The organism is Paenibacillus helianthi, assembly GCF_001909055.1.
GTDB lineage: Bacteria > Bacillota > Bacilli > Paenibacillales > Paenibacillaceae > Paenibacillus_AQ > Paenibacillus_AQ helianthi.
Genome location: NZ_LVWI01000001.1, coordinates 493,771 through 512,290 on the forward strand (window position 1 = coordinate 493,771; position 18,520 = coordinate 512,290).

The window sequence follows — 18,520 nt, forward strand, 5'->3', positions numbered from 1 at the left end:
TTAGTACAAAAGCCGGGTAATCGAACCGCCTTGGATCAAGGTTAATGGCTGGGCAATCAGACGCCCCTGATCCAGAAGATGCTCGAACATCACCAGAATGCAGCAATCCTTCAGAGTAGTTGCAGGCAAGAACGGAAGCAGCTCAAGCGTGCCCTGAGGCAGCGAAGGAATGTCCTCCAGCACCAGCCCGGTTCCGGTTTCATCCGTAATTACGTACTGACCGCCTTCCGTCACACCCACACTAGCTGCATGCAGCAGCACTACAGGCGTTTTGTCGCTTAACGGGTTCTTCAATTGATTTTTGACCTTCTTGAGCGTCTCCGCATAAGAACGGCTAGCCTTTGCCGAAACCTTGTCAAAGTCTGCATCACTTATAGCTCTCGGTGTCATTTCTTCATAACGCACCCTGACATTCATATCTCCCGGGTAGGTGTACAGCAGTGGAATACGGGCAAGCTCAAAAAAACTGTCTTCTTCCCGCATCAGCTTGGCGGCCTTATATGGCCGGTAATTCACTGTCCGGTGAATCTCACCGCCAGCTGTCTCCAGCCAGTAGCCGAGATCTACGAACTCCTGCCTAGCAGGATCATCGTAACTGTAGAACGCCAGCTGCAGAAGCTCGACATTCTCCTTCACCAGTCCATACTCCCTGAGCTCAGACAGCTGCCAGGCATGTCCCAGCCATTCATCAATCGTGGATTCATGATCAAGAGCAAGCTCAGGGTCCTCCGCTCTGGCAGTCAGATAGACCCGGCCTTTCCTGATAAAAGCATGAAGCCGCGTTAACTGCTCCATAGCATATGTATAGCCCTCTTCCCGGTCCTCTGCCTTACCCAGCAGCAGAGCAAAGTGGCGCAGCTGCGTCTGTGCTCCCGATAAATAGTAATTACCAAGCTGTTTTACATGCTCTTGCACGGTTTTAACTGTTTTGCTGTCGATCGTGGATAACCCGCCGCGGATCAGGGACAGCACCAGTTTTTCCAGCAGATCGAGCCCTTCAAGCTGTGCACCTATTTTTTTCTTCAACGCAGACTTGTTGACCTTCTTGGGCTTGCTCTCAGTACCCTCGGCTGCCTGTTTGGCCTTGTTCTCTTCACGCTTCTCCACCTTCTCGCGTTTGGAGGCTACATCCTCCGGCACAGGTGCCGGCGTGAAGGCCTGCCCTTCCACATAGGCATAGAGAAGACCGAGTGCATGCTTGCAGGGGAACTGCCGGCTGGGACAGGTACAACGGAACACCGGACTTTCCGGTGTAATAAAATCTACGGAGCACTCGTAAGGGGTTTTGCCGCTCCCGGCACATTGTCCAAAGAGCAGTTCCCCGTTCTCTGAAGTGTGCAGCTGTAAGAAGCTCTTCTTGCGTACCAGACCCTGGCCATTCTTGATAGCAGCGGCATTGGGTGCGAGCGAATCTACATAGGATGATGTTAGTTCAGGCAAATTAGTTGTCCTCCCGACTGAATTAGGTGGCAGATCAGCAGATGATATAACATGTAATATGAACACATGTACTTCATTACCCAAATCCAGGGATAAGATCACATGTTTGCATTTATCTTAACAAAAATACCCACAGGTTCCAATCCGGCACACGATTTTACCTAAAAAACAGGTACATAGTCTTGTCAATGCAAAAATATTGACAGCAGATTATTTAACGAATCAGCTTCAGTTTAAACCCTGGACTGTGGGACGCGATTATAGACTTACAGCATAAAAAAAGAGACTCTACGAGTCCCCATGTGATTTCCGTTTATTTAAACCAGCCCTTCTCCTTAAATCTGGTAATGGCTTCAATCCGGTTCCCTACATCCAGCTTGTCGAGGATGACCGATATGTAATTGCGCACCGTTCCGGTTGTAATGTAGAGTTGGCTGGCGATTTCCTTCGTATTTTTGCCATCGGCGATGAGTCCCAGCACTTCCTTCTCCCGCTGGGTCAGGGGATTGGCCTCATTGCTGTAAGCCTCATCCATCAGTTCAGGCGCATAGAGCCGTTTGCCAGCCATCACACTGCGGATAGAGAGTGCTAAGTCTTCACTCGGACTGTCTTTCAACAGATAAGCATTTACACCGGCTTTGACGGCCCGTTCGAAATACCCAGCCCGGGCAAAGGTGGTCAGAATCATTATTTTACAGCCGGAATCCTTCAAGACCTCCGCAGCTTCGAGACCGCTCATCGCCGGCATCTCAATATCCATGATGCAAATATCCGGCTTGTGCTGTTGTACCAGCTTGACGGCCTCCTCCCCGTTGCCTGCCCGGCCCACTACCTTCATATCTTCCTCGAGATCCAGCAGGGAAGCCAGTGCCCCCAACAGCATGCGCTGATCCTCAGCGATGACTATTTTGATCATTGTTCCTTTACCTCCAGTTCCGGCTGCTTAAAGACGTTTGGCACCTTAATGACAAGCGTCGTTCCTTGATCTTGCAATACATCCATACAGCCGTTTACAAATTCAAGCCGCTCTCTCATTCCCTGCAGTCCGTGACCCTTGTCATACAGATTGATTCCCTTGGTTCCCGAGCCGTTATCCTTTATCATAATCTGCAGGTCGGTCCGTGACGGTTCAATCCGCACCTGGCAGAGTGTGGCCTTACTATGCTTTACCACATTAGTAATGGCTTCCTTAAGACACATACTCAGCACATTCTCCGTAATCAGGGAGGTATTGGTTAGCTTTGGATTGCCCTCCAGCTCGAATTCTATCTCAGCTGCCCCCAGCAGTTGACGGATACGTACGAGTTCATCCTCCAGGCGGATTCCGCGCATTTGCGTTACCATCTCCCTGACTTCCTTAAGCGCACTTCTGGCGGTCTGGCGGACATCATTTATCTCTAGTACAGCCTGCGCCGGATTTTTGTGAACCAATTTGCCGGCCAGATCGCTTTTGAGGCCGATCAGTGACAGCTTCTGACCCAGTGTATCGTGCAGATCCCGGGCAATCCGTTGCCGCTCCTCTATGATCACCAGCTCGGAAATCCGTTTGTTGGCATCCTCCAGCTGACCCTGCAGTTTATCCTGGTTATTACGGTTGTAGGTTGTCGCGGGCAGCAGCACTACAGCGATCATACTCACCAGTACGAACGGAATCTGTGAGATGAACACAGAACTTCCAGTAATCAGCTCATAGTTGATGGCAACGATGGTGGTCAGCAGGTGAATCGAATACAGAGTGAAAAAACCGGCTCTTTTCTGAATATTCCCGATAAAAAAAGCAATGAACAAAGCAAAGTACATATATCCAAACAGCAGAGTCATTGTGATCGAGACCACGATCTGCACACTGGTCCAGAAATAGACTACCCATCCCTTTGATTTGAACGAGAGGACATAACAAGTAAAAAAGACCAATACCATAACGATTCCATAGACCCACTGGTTCTGATTCACCGATGCGGAGCGGAAGATGAAATAAAACGGGAGAATATAAAATATGACCCATACATAAGGGCTGAGACCGGTACTTTTGTGAAAGATATGATGCCACTTCTGCATGTCAGCCATCCTTTTTGCCAGCAAGATTGTACCCCCATTTTAGCATAAACACTGCGTTTTCCAACAATTTTCGGCAAAAAAAGAGAAAGCGGAGCATCGGCTGTAATGTTCTCCGGCTTCGTCTTTCTCTACTAAAAATTCTATTCGCTCTGGAATCCGGGTTTGATGACTTTCAGACCCTCCGCTGCCGACTCCGGCTGTTTCATTCTCGTCTTGATCTCCCTGAAACCGACAAAGCCTTTATTCTCTTCATCCCATAAGCGGAAATGCAGTGCCTTCAGGCTGGTTCCAATGGTAATCGTTGTAGCGTGCTGCAGAGGTGTTGATGCATTGTGTGCCAGCTCCAGATTATAGTTCGGCACCTTCGGACTCAAATGATGAACATGGTGAAATCCGATATTGCCGGTAATCCATTGCAGCACCTTCGGCAGTTTATAATACGAGCTGCCTTCCACCGCGGCTGATACATAACTCCATTCTTCTTCATGCTCAAAGTAGGAATCTTCGAATTGATGCTGCACATAGAACAGCCAAATGCCGAGAAAGCCGGAAACGAATACGATCGGCAGCTGCACCATCAGAAAAGCCTGCCAGCCCATCGCCCAGATGAGCGAAGCATAAAGTGCGGCAATGGAAACGTTAGTCAAATAGGTGTTCATCCGTTCCTTGCGTCTTGCACCTTTGGCATTGAAACGGTATTGAATCAGGAAGACGGCGACCGGTCCGACCACGAACATGATCAGCGGATTGCGGTAGATGCGGTAGTACAGGCGTTTCAATGGCTTCGCTGCGATATACTCCTCTACGGTCATAATCCAGATATCGCCGATTCCCCGCTTGTCAAGGTTGCTGCTCCCGGCATGATGGATGGAATGGCTATGCTTCCACTGGCGGTAGGGTACAAGCGTCAATACGCCCGTAATCGTCCCGATGATATCATTGGCTTTGCGGTTTTTGAAGAACGAGCCATGGCAGCAGTCATGGAAAATAATAAAGGTGCGGATCACAAACCCGGCTGCGGGAACCGCGAACACAAGCGTTAGCCAGTAGGATACGGACAGGCTGAAATAGGCAGCCATCCATAAAAGCACAAGCGGAACGAGGGTATTAATCAATTGTCTGATACTCGCACTCTGATTTGTTTTTTCAAAGGGGGCCATACTTTTTTTCAGGCTGGAGAGCTGGGATGTCTGGTTTGTAGTCATCTAGTTCGTTTCCTCCTCGGATGTTCCAGGTAACGGATACATTCATCTATCTTCATTATAGAGTAGTATGTGTCATCCCAGAAAGGCATAAACATCAATGATGTTGTATGACAAATGTCATACCTACGTTCCAATTAGTGGTATCATTGGGATTTAGAGAGTATTCCCGCGTCAATAGCTAGGCTGAAGAACCTGAGAGAGCTATGTATCTATTGTGCAAGCTCGGATCGGCCGACTCCCGGGTATCAGGCCAAGCCGAAGGAAGAGATCCGCTTAAACCGTATCCCGCCGGAAATTGGAGAGCTGGAGCAGCTGGAGCAGCTTATCATTCAATATACCTCGATCCATGAGCTGCTGCCCCAGTTAGTGAAGCTGAAGTACCTGCAAAGCTTGAACTTGGGAATGTGTATGATCCACCGAAAACCTGATTTTCTCAATGGTATGAAGCAATTGAAATACATTAATATATCACGGGATTCGTTATGGGGAAATGATTGAATCAAGAGCACAAACTTCAACGACAAAATCTAATTCGCCTGCCGGGAATTCGCCTCACGGTATTCCGTTGGGGTATTGCCGGTGGCTTTTTTGAATACTTGGGTAAAGTAGCGCGGGTCCTGATAGCCGACAAGTGGCGCGACCTGATAGACCTTCACGTTGCTGTTCTGCAAAATATATTTGGCCTTCTCCATCCGGCAATGGGTTACAAATTCCAGGAAGGTATAGCCGGACATTTGTTTGAACAGTGTGCAAAAGTGGCTGATGCTCAGATCCGCAACCTCCGCAACTTCTTCTATGCTAAGATCCTTGTGGTAGTTAGCTTCAATATACCGTTTGGACTTCTCTACTATGCTCCGGCCATCCTCACGGGAGGCCGATTTATGGCTCTCCAGCATCCACTCGCGGAATTCCATCTTAAGTGCAGCAATCATTGCCGACAAGGTACCGAGACCGTGCATTCTGCTGAGCAAACCTTCTAGTGACCAGTCGGTATGCAAATTAAGATGTTCAAATTGCCGGTACAGCACCACAATCATCTCAATGATCAGTCTCTCTGCAAGCTCCTGCGGCAATCCCTGCGCTTCAATGTAATCGGCCATTTCATCGAATAAGGACATCATCCGCTCCAGATCCAAAGTCCGGATACTCTCAATCAGGGCTAGCTCCAGCTCCTTCGGATATTTCACTTCCCGGCTCCCGCCAGGCAAAGACTCCTCATCAAGAAACACACCTGCCTGACCCGAATAAAACCGCTGGTACAGTGCTTTGCAGGCGAGCGGGTACACAGTGCTCAATTGATTAATTCCCTGTGTAGTCCGGCTGATGCCTACCGAACACTCCAGCTTGGAATATCTTTTAATCCCGGCGGTCAGCTGCTCGCCAAGTTCTTTTCTGCCTGCACTTAGGTTCCCGGGGAATAGCAGAATCCACTCTCCGTTATAGAACGGGAATACGGACAACACTCCATTTTCCAGCGACCACTCTTCCAGAATGTTCCGTACCGCGAAGAGCCAGAGGCGCTTCTCCTCCACACTCCAACGGGCGGTCAGAGAAGCATAATGATCAAGCCGGACCACCGCCATGAAATAGTCGCTTTCCAGCTCGCTATTCTCCAGCCACTTGAGATGCTGAAGCGGACGCGGATTCCCGAGCGTGAATTCAGCGAACATCCGCTCACGGGCCAGCATGGACAAGGTCTGCACCGAGAGCAGCAGCTGTTCATTCTCCTTCTGGCGGTCGAGTCTTTCTCTGGCCCGGGCGAGCATCTCGGTCAATTCGCCGTGATCAATCGGTTTCAGCAAATAATCAAATGCCCCCTGCCGCAGCGCCTCCCGGGCATATTCAAACTCCCCATAACCACTGATGAAGATAAAGATCAGCTTGCCGCTGCGCGGCAGCACCTCCTTCATCAGCGCAATGCCATCAAGGACCGGCATGCGGATATCACTAATGATGATATTGGGTTCTGTCTCCTCTATCAAACGCAGCGCCACTTCCCCATTCCTTGCTTCTCCCACAATCGTTAGACCCAGTTCCTTCCAAGGGATGGCCACCTTCAAGCTTCGCAGAATGATTGGTTCATCATCTACCAGCAGCACTTTGTAATTCACCAGTGTTGCACCCATCTCAAGACCCCCCAGGCTTATTGTATGGCCGAACTCCGAATCAATTTCCAGTATTGCTCTGATGAGATCTGTAGCTGCTTCAATGCCTCATCACCCTGCAGGCCGCCATCAATCATCTCTTCTATGACACTCAGGAATGTTTTCTTGACCTCCGGTGACAGCAGATTATCGTAGGGCACGAAGCTCTGCTGATTCTTCTCCATCATCTCCATGACCTGGGCGAATACCGGCCCAGTCTTATTCGGATCAATGGGAATCCGCATGGACGGAATTCTTAAGCCTTCATACACGATCCGGCTCTGTATCTCTTGGGTATAGAATCCTTTCATCAGTGCAAGTGCCGCTTCCCGTTTGGCTCCGCTCAAGCTGGAGGACAACCCGATCCCGATGGTATACCCGCCGGCGATAGAGGCTTCCTCACTGCTGTTCAGAGCCGGGAACGGAATAACCCCAACTTCGTTCTGGAAATCTGCTGGTGCTTTCTCCCCTGAGAACAGGTTAATATCCCAGTTGCCGTTCAAATACATGGCAGCCTGCCTGCTTGTGAACAGCCCGACTGCATTTTCCGGGGAGGTATCATTAGAAAGCGGGCTAAATGCCTCCTCCCCGATCCATTGCCCCAGATGCCGGAACGCCTGCTTATAATAGCTGTTCTCAAAGCTGGCTCCTTCCTTACCGGTAACCAGTTTCTGGATCAGATCCGGACCCGCGTAGCGGTCCATTAAGTAATGGGCAAATATCCCGGCAGGCCAGCGGTCTTCATTGCCGAGCGCAAAGGGAATGTAGCCCGCCTGCTTCAATTGGAGGATCGCTGCATCCAGTTCAGCCAGCGTCTCAGGGACCTTAATACCCAGCTTGTTGAAGATCGTCCGGTTATAATACAGCGGCTCCGCATTGCCTTCAATCGGAAGTCCGTAAATATGATTATTATTGAACGTCCACAGGTGCAGATCCTTGAATTGATCCTTCAAGCCATTCACCTGGGCGAAATCCGTTAAGTCCATCAAGCGGTTGGAACGGACATAAGGCTCGATCTCGGCTCCTCCAAATAACACGAACATATCCGGGGGCGTGCCGGTAACCATTTCACTCTTGAGCTTCTGCTCACGGTGGATGGTCTGGTCCAGTCCCTCGAAATTCACTTTGACATTGGGATGTTCCTGCTGATACTTCTCTACCACCTCTTCGAAAATAGCCAGTAATGGCCGATCATGCTCCTTAATCCAGAAATGGCGGAAGGTGAGGGTGATTTTCTCCTGGGCATTGTCCTCAATCGGTTCCCTTCTGCCTTGCATAATAAAGAGAACCGCTCCCGTCATCAGGCCAATATAGAGAATAATCCAGCCCCGTTTCATCAGCCATCTTTGGACAATCTGCTTTCTAGTCATTCCATCCGCTCCCGTCATGGCTGAATTCTCGGAATACGGATACAAATTGTTGACCCGAAACCAGGGGAGGAACAGACTACAATGCCGTAAGGATTGCCGAACCGGATTTTCAGGCGCTCATGCACATTTTTTAGTCCAACCCCGCTGTCGCTGTATTTTTTCGGATTGATGCGTTCCTTGTTCCACAGACTCATCAGCGTGGCGAGATCAAAGCCCGGGCCGTTGTCCTTGACTATAATAATCAGATCCTTTCCCATCTCCTCCGCTGAGATTGTAATTACTCCGTGCTCCTCCATCTGCTCAATGGCATGGTATAAAGCATTTTCGACAATCGGCTGGACAATAAGCTTCTGGGTCATCAGGTATTTCAGAGAATCCGGCAGCTCCAGTGCATAAGAGAACTTGTCTTCAAAACGGAATTTCTGAATATCCAGATAGTGTCGGACATGCTCAAACTCCATCTGCAGTGGAATCAGTTCCTGATTCTGGCTGATGCTGATCCGCAGCAGCTTGCCGAGAGAGACGACCATTTTGCTGATATCCCGGTTCCCAGCCAGTACAGCCATGGAGTTGATGGATTCCAGTGAATTATAGATAAAATGCGGGTTAATCTGCGCCATCAGCGCCTGCATTTCTGCTTCCTTTTTACGGCCCTGCTCTGTCTGCACCTGCTCGATCAGTTCCACGATCTGTGCGCTCATCCGGTTAAAGCCGTCAATCAGTGAATCGCTTTCATCATCGGCCCGGGGAGGTATGGTTATGGGTGTAAAAATACCCTGCTTTACCCGTTTCATGCCGTTCACTGCACTGTTGATGCTGCGCACAAGCCGGCGTACAAAATAATGGTCAAACAAAAACGCAGATATTAATGAAACCGCACCTAGTATGAGCGCAATATTGCGGATCGACACGGACTCTGAAGAAATCAGATTCATCGGTGTAATCGCTGCCAAAAACCAGTCTGTATTATGTGAAGGCAGGAAAGTAATCAGTGATTTCTCCCCTTGATAATTGTCGATGTAATAGTCCTCATCCCGGGAATAGTTGTCCTGTAAAAAAGGGAAGTCCGTTCGTTGCCCGATATGCTCCCCGGATTTGGTAAAGACGATGTTCCCCTGCTTGTTCACCAGCAGAATATCCCCTTTTTTCAGTGTGGCGGCTTCCCAGAAAATCTGATCCAGCAAATCCGGTTTCACATACACCACAAGATAACCGATATCCTCCAGGGAATAATAATCCTTAATTATCCTGGCCTGCACCAACACTGGGTTACCGGAAGATTCCGATCCGTTCTCCCCTGGACCTGACCAGACGGGACGCCCCTCCGCGCTCTCCATGGCCCCGTACCAGACCTGCTTCCGCATGTCAGCGAAGGACATAGGTGCGTTGTATTGATACAATAGACGGTCTTTGCCATATAAACTAAAGGAAGTTATCATCGGATGGTTGATCAGCAGATTGTTAATCTCCTGCTTACGGTCATAGGTCAGCACAAAATCCGGCTGCTTCAGTGACTGCTGAATCGCCGGCTGCGTTATGGCCGAGTTGGTTATGGATGAAATTTCACTGAGCGCGAACTTCAGCTTGCGGTCCGTCTCCAGAAGTGAGATCCAGTAGAAATTGCTGGATTTCTTCTCCATGGCATTGGAAAAATTAACATAGGTCACGCTCCCCATCACAATGACGGGGATGAACACGAGAAGAATAATAGCGAACAATATTTTGCGGCGGAGCTTCATAAATCCTTCCCTTCCTCCTGCTGTCCTATGTCCTTATTATTCTTCACGGTAATCCTTATTTCCTGTTAGCTCTTGATTGCCCCCGAAGTCAGTCCGGCAATGACCCACCGGCTAAAGAGCAGGAACACAACCAGCAGCGGCAGCGTTGCGGTGAAAGTGGCGGACATAATCATTCCATAATCCAGACCGTCACGTGTGGTAAACAGCTGCTGGAGGGCAATCTGAATGGTATAATGCTCTTTATTCTTCAGAACGACGAGAGGCCAGAAGAAATCATTCCACACGGTCATGAAGTTCAGAATGCCAAGTGTAGCCATGGCCGGTGTAATGACCGGAATTGCAATGTTCCAAAAGATGCGGAAATGCCCCCCGCCGTCAATGCGGCCGGCTTCAATCAGCTCCGTATGTACGGCTGTAGAAATGTACTGACGCATCCAGAAAATCCCAAATGCATTAACCATCGCCGGCACAATCAGTGCTTTGAAGCTGTCGATCCAGTGCAGCTTTGCCATAATCACGTAGGTTGGCAATACACCCAGTTGCTGCGGTACAAACAGGGTGGCAATGACAAAATAGAACAGTACATTTTTGAACGGAAACTCATATTTGGCAAACGCATAGCCGGCCAGCGTGCAGAAGAACACGACCGAGATCGTCACCATCGACGAAACAAACAGAGAGTTACCCAGCGCCTGGAAGAAATCCGCTTTATCCAGTACACGCTTGAAGTTGTCGATGAACTGATCTCCGATAGTCAGCAGCGGCGGCACATGAAAGACCGCACCTTTGTCATTGGTCCCCACCACAAACATCCAGTAAAACGGAAAGATGGATATCAGCGCCCCGAGAATCAACAAAACATAGAACCAGAATTTGCCGAAAAGACCCAGATCGTCCGGATTTTTTTTGAACATACGCAGTGTACTCACGCTTTTTTCCCTCCTGTATCTCCACCCATGCGGCTTGAGACCAGCATATTAAGCAAGGAGAAAATAATCGTGACGAGGAACAGCAGAACTGCCGTAGCCGCCGCCGTACCAAAGAATCCATTACGGAAGGCTTCACTATACAGATAGGTCACCATTGTAATCCCTTCCTGCCGTGTCGAGCCGGTTCCGGATTGGCCCAGGAATACATATGGCTCTGTGAAGAGCTGCAGGGCGCCAATCGTTGAGAGCAGGGTAACAAAAATAATGAACGGACGCAGCAGCGGCAGTGTAATGAACGTAAGCTGCTGTCTTCTGCTGGCTCCGTCGATGCGGGCCGCTTCATACAGATCCATCGGAATACTCTGTAGACCGGAGAGGAAGATAATCGCGTTGTAGCCCGTCCAGCGCCACATGACCATCGAGGATATGGCAATTTTGACGCCCCACCACCCGGAGTTGAAGGCTACGCTGTCTAAGCCCAGTCCATTCAGCATCCAGTTGATCATCCCGTTATTGCCGAACAGTGTGCTGAATACCAGCGTAACGGCAACGATAGAAGTGATGTTCGGCATAAAATAGAGAATGCGGAATGTTTTTTTGAACCGGGTCATCCCGGAATGCAGGAGTACCGCCAGCAGCAGCGCCAGAATAATCTGCGGCACTGTTCCCATAAGTCCCATAATGAGCGTGTTGGTGAAAGAGATCCAGAAGGTGGGGTCGCTCGTCACCAGATCATAGTTTTTCATGCCGACATACTTCATGGGACCCAGTGCATCCCACTTGAAAAAGGATAAATAAATCGTGAAAAAGATCGGGTACAGTCCAAATATCGAGAACAGAATAAAGAAAGGAGAAATAAAGGTATATGCAGTAATGCGGCTCCGTCTTTGTTCAGTTAAAAAAGGGCGTTTGCTCTCGGCATGTGGACTCGCGAGTACGGGCTCAGCCATGTCACACCTCCAGGGAATATAACGTTTTTAAATCCGGATTCAAGGAGGATACTGCACCCCATGAATCCGGACGGTCATGATAACTTCATTGAAAGACTTAGCCGCGTTCTGCCAGAGTCTTCGCCTGTTTCACAGCTTCATCCCACTCTTTGGCCGGATCGGCTTTCTTCTCCAGCACGTTTTTCAAGGCGTTCTTGAAGAACGTATCGGTCTGGTCATGCAGAGGACCGTAGTAGACAGGTTTTACGCGGTTTGCTGATTTACCGAATTCAACCGCAGTCTGCTGGCCGCCAAAGAAATCATCCTTGAAGTCCTTAAATGCAGGATCTTCATACAGTGCAGGAATGGAAGGCATCAGACCCTTGGTCTTGAACGATTCGAGCTGGTTGTCTTTATTGACCAGCCATTGGATAAAGTCATAAGCTTCCTTAGGATGCTTGCCTTCCTTTGGCAGGGTGATGAACGATCCGCCCCAGTTGCCTGCACCTTCAGGAAGCTGGGCGATTTTCCATTTGCCGGAGGAATCCGGTGCGTTGCTCTTAATGTTGCCAGCCATCCATGCAGGTCCCATAACCACTGCAAAGGAACCGTCACTCATACCTTGACCCCACTCAGGGGACCACAGCATTACATTGCTGATCCAGCCTTCCTGAATGCCCTTAACCGTGAAATCATAAGCTTTCTTCACCTGCGGATTCGTGTCGCCGATGAATTTGCCGTCAGCTTTGCTGAAGTAAATTTCGTCAGCGGATTGATCGCGCAGAGCGTTATAAGTCAGATCCGTCAGATCCACAAACGGCTTGCCGGTTTTGTCTTTGAACGCTTTAGCTACCGTAGCGAACTTATCCCAGGTATCAATAGCAGCGCCGAAGCCGTCAGGATCATCCGGTAACCCTGCAGCCTTAGCCAAGTCCGTGCGGTAGTATACAACGGTAGGTCCGATATCTGTTGGAAGACCCAATTGGAAGCTGCCATCCACAGAAGAGGCTTGTTTCCATTTCCAGTCCAGATAATTGGCTTGAATATCCTTCGCACCATAATCGTTCAAGTTGTAGAATTTATCCTGAGCCCCCAGGAAACGTTCCATGAAACCGATTTCAAGTTGAAAAATATCAGGTGCTCCCGAACCCGCAGACAATGCTGTCGTCAGGTTGTTGTGGTGAGCGGTCTGGTCACCGGTGTTCTGAACCTTAATGGTAATGTTCGGATGATCCTTCGTGTATTGGTTCGCCAGCTCTTCATAGTTGACATTGCCAAGCGTCCAGAAGGAGAGCTCAATTTTTTCAGCAGGATCTGCAGCCTTTTCGGTTGCCGGAGCATTTGTACTTGCTGCGTTGTTACCCGCATTTTCTTTTTTGGTGTCGTTCCCGGCTTTGTTGTTCCCTCCGCATCCTGCCAGTGAACCTACTAGCAGAACGGCGGCAAGTGACACTGCCAGGTGCTTTGCTTTTCTCATTCCTCTGTACCCCTTTCAAAGGTTTCTCTTACAAGATTTAGTGTACAGTAGGCAATCCGGTTTTTTGAGGAGGCAAACTTCCGATTTATGGTGGAAATATTTACGATAGTGGTTATTCACCTTTGTGCTCACTCTGGATTTATGTGCTGCACACAGGTATACTATTTTTATTTCCATCCTTCCCCCATCCAGATCCTTATATTTTACAAAAGGAGAGTATTATCATGCCTATCAACCGCCCTTTGCTGACCGACAACGATCTTCAGGAAGCCGTTGACCGCAAACTGCCGGTTCGGGTCTTCGAGGATGACCATCTGGTGAATTCCGGAGCGACCGTCGTCCGCTTCACCGATTCGGATGTTGTGATTCAATCCCGGGTCAGCGACTTAACCTATTATTCCCGCAGGAGCTGCCAGTTCTTTGAGGTTAGACCTTAGCCGCTTTAACAAATTCACATTTGATTATGCACAAAAGAGCTGTCGCATAAGCCATGAAATGGTGGTACGCTCTTTGTTTCAAGAGTTGGATAGACGGTTGCGCTAGGTGAGGACGCTCCGCGAACGAAACGTTGTTCCAATCGCTGTGGTCTCCAGATTTTTTTCATTCCCCTTAGCGGTGAAAATCCGGAGACCAAGGCGAACGCTTCGCTTTTCCACAATCATTCCGTTCTCTCCGCTGTTTAAGTGGGAACCCTATCTGCAATCCTTCTAAAATCATAAATAAAGAAACCTTTCTTTGGTAAAATGGAAGTGCACACAACCATTTTAAATCAAGGATAGGTTTCTTTTGTACATTCAATATACCATGGACCAACTTTGCTTGGAGAGTGGACCAGAAAGAAGATATTCCAGAAAATCATCGTCTACGCCTACACTCTGCTGGAGCAAGCAACCAAAGACCAAAAACGAAGAGCAGCAATTCTCCAGTAGTGGAAGAATCACTGCTCTTCTTTCGTTTTACGATTTTTTAAAATGAACTTTCCCACTCGTAGAAAATTCTACTTATGGGACAGCCCCTATCTTTTTAAACGTTATAGGTTTGCTGGACTGCTACAGTTATTTCTTCAACCCGCCATTCGCCTTCATTTTCTCGCTCAGAATATCCTGAAAGCTGAGTGTTTTGTCATCGGACCTTTGCGGCTTCGGATCAGCCACAGGTTGAGGTCTGAAATATTGATGATTATAGGCCATAAGATTATGTACTGTCATACTCATTTAAGTTCAACCTCCTTGAATAGGTTCGACCATATTTGCGTATCTGCGCATCATCTTATCCCTTATTTAACCCGTACCTTCCAATCCTAAACAGTTTTTTTGCATATGAAGATAAAAAAAATAAAAACCTCCGTATCCGCTAAGCGGAATGGAGGTTGAACAAGTTTCAATAGTAAGAGGCCTATACACATTTAGGTTCATTATTTCTGAGCTGACCAGGAGACTTCATTCAGATGATCAAGCTCGCCTTGCTCAAGACGGAAGCTCATGGCTCCAATATTCTCCTGTGCATGACGTACCTTGGAAGCACCTGGAATAGCAACTACCGTGTCCCCGTTGTAATATATCAGCCAGTTAAGGGCAATTTGACCAGGAGTCACTCCATACTTCTCAGCTAATCCCTTCAGGCTCTCTATTAATGGCTTACTGCGGGCCAGCCCTTTGTCATCCAGGCCGGACTGCAATTTTCGCATACGTGATATTGCCTGGATCTGCGCAGGGTCCTGGTGGAAGCGTCCGGTCAGGATGCCTTGCTGCAGCGGGGAGTAGGCGATAATCGAAATCCCAAGCTCTTTAGCCGCCGCCATCGTTCCATTCCGGTCTATTTTTCGGTCCAGCAGATTGTATTTCACTTGGTTGGAGACAAGGTTCAGGCCATATTGGCGGAGCAGCTGGTGGGCCTCTGTCATCTGTTTCGCCGAATAGTTGCTCACCCCGATGTTACGGATCTTACCAGCTTGCACAAGACCGGCCATCGCTTTCATCTCACTGGCGATCGAAGAGAGGGAAAAGGGCTGATGAATCTGGTACAAATCGATATCCCGCCCGCCAAGGCAGCGAAGCCGTTCATCAATCGTGGAAGTAATGGAATTAGCGGTGCGGAACAGCGGCCACCATTTGGTTGCAATCAGAGGCGTGGCATGGGGGCTGTTCTCCCTCTTCAACTGATCCAGCACATGAGCCAGAGCTTCCTCCGATTTTCCGCCGCCATAAATCTCTGCAGTATCAACCCAATTCATGCCGCCTTCCAGACTTACCCGGACAATTTCCAGAATATCCGCATCCTCCAGATTACTCCAATACTTCCCGACAATGCCTTTGCCCCGGCTGAATTGCCAGCATCCCAGTCCAAGCGGTGACACCAATAACGCGGATTGCCCCAAAGGACGTAAGCCGGCAGTTGCCCATCCTGATTCCATGAATCATCCTTCTCCCATAGATAGAGTACGATCTGATGTGCAGACTGAACACAGAAAATCCCTGTGCTAATCAGCAGATACAACCCCAGCTTAAGACTTAAGGCTTTGACTGTCAATTTAGCATACAGTCAGCTGGACTGTCTCTGAAACGAGTCTGTTCCCGTATGGGTTATCCGGCGGTTCAATCCGTATTGTCAGCTTCCCGTATAGTGAGGATAGAACTCTTCCCCTCCCAAGTCACTGAAAGTCCAAGAGCATGGATCAGTGCAGAGGCCGGGACCAGCTCTGTATAGCTGACTTTTACCGGAGGCGGGGTCATTGTCATACTTTTGCCGCCAGCTAACTGGATCTGGCTCTCCCGGATCAGCAGAGACTTGCCGTTTCTCGTAAGCTTTGTGCCTGCATCCCAAGTAACCGTATAACCCAGACTCTCCGATACGGCACGGACCGGCAGCATCAATCTTCCATTTACATAGATCGGCGGCTGCTCGGCTTCCAGAGGCTTTCCGTTAACGACTAGGTTAATCGGCTTTAGAATCGGCGACAGCCTGAACGGCCGTGATTCGAGCACACTGATGCCTAGCTGGCCGAACATGTTCGTTCCCCAGGCTACTGCAGTTCCGTCCTTGAGCACTGCGTATCTGCTGTTCTCCCCTGAGGTGATGGATACCGGAGACTGAAGACCTTTGATTTGCTTAGGGGTTGTGAACGTCAGTTTGGGATCTGTTGCATGGTTTTCACCCCAGGTCCAGACGGTACCATCCTTCTTCACTCCAACAAACCCGTCTAACCCCAAACTAAGCTTCGCCAGACCGGTAAGAGAAGTAACCTTTTGTAAGGAGTTCAAATCCGTTCCAGATGACCACAGCCAATATTCTCCTTTCTTGCTGCGGACAACATTGAAGCCATTTCCTGTATCTATGGTGACAATACCGGTTAATCCGGCCATTTTCTTCACAACTAGCTTGGATAGATCATGGACGTCGCCATCCACGCTCCCCCACACCGTCCCGCTTTCTGTCAATGCAAGCAGGCTAGCCCCATTCATCACAATGGATTTCACATGATACAGATTACTTACAGGAGTTGGCGACAGAGGCAATGCCTTGCCGGGTGCTACTCCTGAATCCGATTGCCACACCCACAGAGTGCCATTATCCTTGAGTGCCGCTTGAAAAGCACCCCCTGCGATATCTTTTACACCGCTTATACCCTTAACGGGATTTGCCGGAGGAATTACAGCATAGCCTGCAGCCGTTCTGTCCGGAGCTGTCCACTGCATTAATGTGCCGTCTTTCTTCAGAGCCAGCATGCCCCCTGAGCAGGAGGTAATTTTAACGACGTCAGCTAACCCGGGTATGGTCTGCGGCTGCTGAACCTCACTTTGCTGGTTAACCGAAATGTTATCATCCTTGGCATAAGCCCCCCACACCGTCACCGTCCCCTCTTCTCTCAGCGCCAGATAATATCCATATCCAATCAATAGCTGCCGGGTATGGTCCAGCGCCTCAATACGGTGTGGAGTTATAGTCCAGCCCTGAGGCCCGGCAGTGCCATTTGCGAATTGGCCATATACATTGCTGCCCCAAACCCATACGGAACCATCCTTGCCAAGTGCAAATGAACTTCCGCCCCAGAACCCTGCAGATGCTACGATTTGTTGAATCCCTGGCAGTTTGGAAGCTGCTGAAACGGTGCTGTTTGCCACTGCTGCCGAATCAGAAGTTGAAGTTGAACCGGAGGCAGTTACGTGAATAGAAGGTAATCCAAATACTCCAGTTACTGCAGTTACAGCAATTGTTGATAGCATACCTAAAAGTCGGATTTTCCGGAAAAATATATTCATGGCAATCCTGCCTTTCTTCTCAAGCAGATTGGTATCTTTTGTATAATATAGTCTATATACGCAGTCCAGTCCGCAAAAGTTGTGCTCGTTCTGTTCAAAAAATTACAATCAGAAATATAGGCTGATATGGTATAATTACCCTGCTCTGCAGTCTTCTATAGGAAATGAGTTCGGAAACACCAATATAACGGAGGGAATTCATGTTTAAAATTCTTGGTTTTTTGCTGCTGTACCGCCTGGTGGGCAACCCTTTTCTGGCACTTATCCTTCTGCTCGTTATCCTGTATTTTCTGGACCGCCGATACGTCGGTATATTCCCAAGCATCTCCAAACCCTTCCGCCGGAGCCGCCAAATGTCCAGACTGCGGACGACCATTTCACTCAATCCCAATGATGTGTCAGCCAAGTTCGATTTGGCACGGTTGCTGATTGAGCGCAAGCGTTACAGTGAATCCAAGGAACTGCTTGTACAAATCGCTGACCGCTACGAGCAATCTGCCGAATATTGGGTTGAGCTCGGCTATGCAAATTTGAAGCTGGGTCTCCTGCCCGAAGGCGAAGCTCAGATGCTGCAAGGCCTGGAGATCAACCGCAAGGCCCAATACGGACAGCCTTATCTCCGTCTCGCCGAAACCTTCCGCAATACCGACCATGACAAAGCCTTGCACTATGTAACCCAGTTTCAAGAGATCCAATCCTCCTCCAGCGAAGCCTATTATCTTGCAGGTTCGATGTACAAGGCACTGGGCAGAGTTGACGATGCCAAACGTGCTTTTGCCGAATCAACAGCTATTTACCGCTCGCTCCCCAAATACAAAAAACGCCAGGAACGCAGATGGGCGCTGCGCAGTTATTTCGCAAAAATGCGTTAGTTCAGCTGCTACATACATCAACGAAAAAACCTCCTGCCAGCACAGGTAATGTGCAGCGGAGGTTTTTTTGGAGTTCAAACTACAACTCAGATAAAGTT

General features: G+C 49.0%; 15 protein-coding genes. 2 read left to right on the forward strand and 13 right to left on the reverse strand.

All coding sequences use genetic code 11. From position 1 onward, the window contains the following. The 10 genes from A3844_RS02185 to A3844_RS02230 form a co-directional block, all read right to left on the reverse strand. Positions 1-1,440, reverse strand: coding sequence for an SWIM zinc finger family protein (locus A3844_RS02185; RefSeq protein WP_074106475.1), 1,440 nt, complete (start codon positions 1,438-1,440; stop codon positions 1-3). Between the two features lie 313 nt (positions 1,441-1,753). After that, entirely contained in the window at positions 1,754-2,356 is a 603-nt protein-coding gene (locus A3844_RS02190; RefSeq protein WP_074088657.1) for a response regulator transcription factor, read from the reverse strand. Beyond that, positions 2,353-3,498 carry a sensor histidine kinase gene (locus A3844_RS02195; protein WP_074106559.1) on the reverse strand — a complete coding sequence of 382 codons (1,146 nt, stop codon included), beginning with the start codon at positions 3,496-3,498 and terminating at the stop codon, positions 2,353-2,355. The genes A3844_RS02190 and A3844_RS02195 overlap by 4 nt, the downstream gene beginning before the upstream one ends. Before the next feature lie 140 nt (positions 3,499-3,638). After that, entirely contained in the window at positions 3,639-4,703 is a 1,065-nt protein-coding gene (desA, locus tag A3844_RS02200; RefSeq protein ID WP_074088656.1) for a Delta(5) desaturase DesA, read from the reverse strand. Between the two features lie 527 nt (positions 4,704-5,230). Further along, on the reverse strand, positions 5,231-6,829 hold the full coding sequence (locus A3844_RS02205; protein WP_074106476.1) for a response regulator: 1,599 nt from the start codon (positions 6,827-6,829) through the stop codon (positions 5,231-5,233). Between the two features lie 17 nt (positions 6,830-6,846). Beyond that, positions 6,847-8,217 (reverse strand): ABC transporter substrate-binding protein, encoded by a 1,371-nt coding sequence (locus A3844_RS02210; RefSeq protein WP_083606642.1) that lies wholly within the window; start codon positions 8,215-8,217, stop codon positions 6,847-6,849. A gap of 14 nt (positions 8,218-8,231) precedes the next feature. Beyond that, positions 8,232-9,956: a sensor histidine kinase gene (locus A3844_RS02215; protein ID WP_074106477.1), complete on the reverse strand. Its 1,725-nt coding sequence runs from the start codon at positions 9,954-9,956 to the stop codon at positions 8,232-8,234. Positions 9,957-10,021: 65 nt separating this feature from the next. Continuing rightward, positions 10,022-10,870 carry a carbohydrate ABC transporter permease gene (locus A3844_RS02220; RefSeq protein ID WP_425270593.1) on the reverse strand — a complete coding sequence of 283 codons (849 nt, stop codon included), beginning with the start codon at positions 10,868-10,870 and terminating at the stop codon, positions 10,022-10,024. An 11-nt stretch (positions 10,871-10,881) separates the two neighbouring features. After that, a complete protein-coding gene (locus A3844_RS02225) occupies positions 10,882-11,835 on the reverse strand; it encodes a carbohydrate ABC transporter permease (RefSeq protein WP_074088651.1) in 954 nt (317 codons plus the stop codon). Positions 11,836-11,932: 97 nt separating this feature from the next. Further along, positions 11,933-13,291 (reverse strand): ABC transporter substrate-binding protein, encoded by a 1,359-nt coding sequence (locus A3844_RS02230; RefSeq protein ID WP_074088650.1) that lies wholly within the window; start codon positions 13,289-13,291, stop codon positions 11,933-11,935. A gap of 224 nt (positions 13,292-13,515) precedes the next feature. Here A3844_RS02230 and A3844_RS02235 point away from each other — a divergent pair, with 224 nt between their 5' ends. Beyond that, positions 13,516-13,728: a hypothetical protein gene (locus A3844_RS02235; protein ID WP_074088649.1), complete on the forward strand. Its 213-nt coding sequence runs from the start codon at positions 13,516-13,518 to the stop codon at positions 13,726-13,728. A 618-nt stretch (positions 13,729-14,346) separates the two neighbouring features. On the opposite strand, the gene A3844_RS32640 is transcribed toward A3844_RS02235, so the two are convergent. From A3844_RS32640 to A3844_RS02245, 3 genes are all read right to left on the reverse strand, one after another. After that, complete coding sequence (locus tag A3844_RS32640) at positions 14,347-14,505, reverse strand: hypothetical protein (protein ID WP_167374618.1); 159 nt, start codon at positions 14,503-14,505, stop codon at positions 14,347-14,349. Positions 14,506-14,705: 200 nt separating this feature from the next. Further along, positions 14,706-15,704, reverse strand: a complete 999-nt coding sequence (locus tag A3844_RS02240; RefSeq protein ID WP_074106479.1) for an aldo/keto reductase — start codon at positions 15,702-15,704, stop codon at positions 14,706-14,708. 181 nt (positions 15,705-15,885) lie between these two features. Further along, positions 15,886-17,550 (reverse strand): stalk domain-containing protein, encoded by a 1,665-nt coding sequence (locus tag A3844_RS02245; RefSeq protein WP_074106480.1) that lies wholly within the window; start codon positions 17,548-17,550, stop codon positions 15,886-15,888. A 200-nt stretch (positions 17,551-17,750) separates the two neighbouring features. Here A3844_RS02245 and A3844_RS02250 point away from each other — a divergent pair, with 200 nt between their 5' ends. After that, complete coding sequence (locus tag A3844_RS02250) at positions 17,751-18,422, forward strand: tetratricopeptide repeat protein (RefSeq protein ID WP_074088646.1); 672 nt, start codon at positions 17,751-17,753, stop codon at positions 18,420-18,422. Positions 18,423-18,520 lie beyond the last annotated feature (98 nt).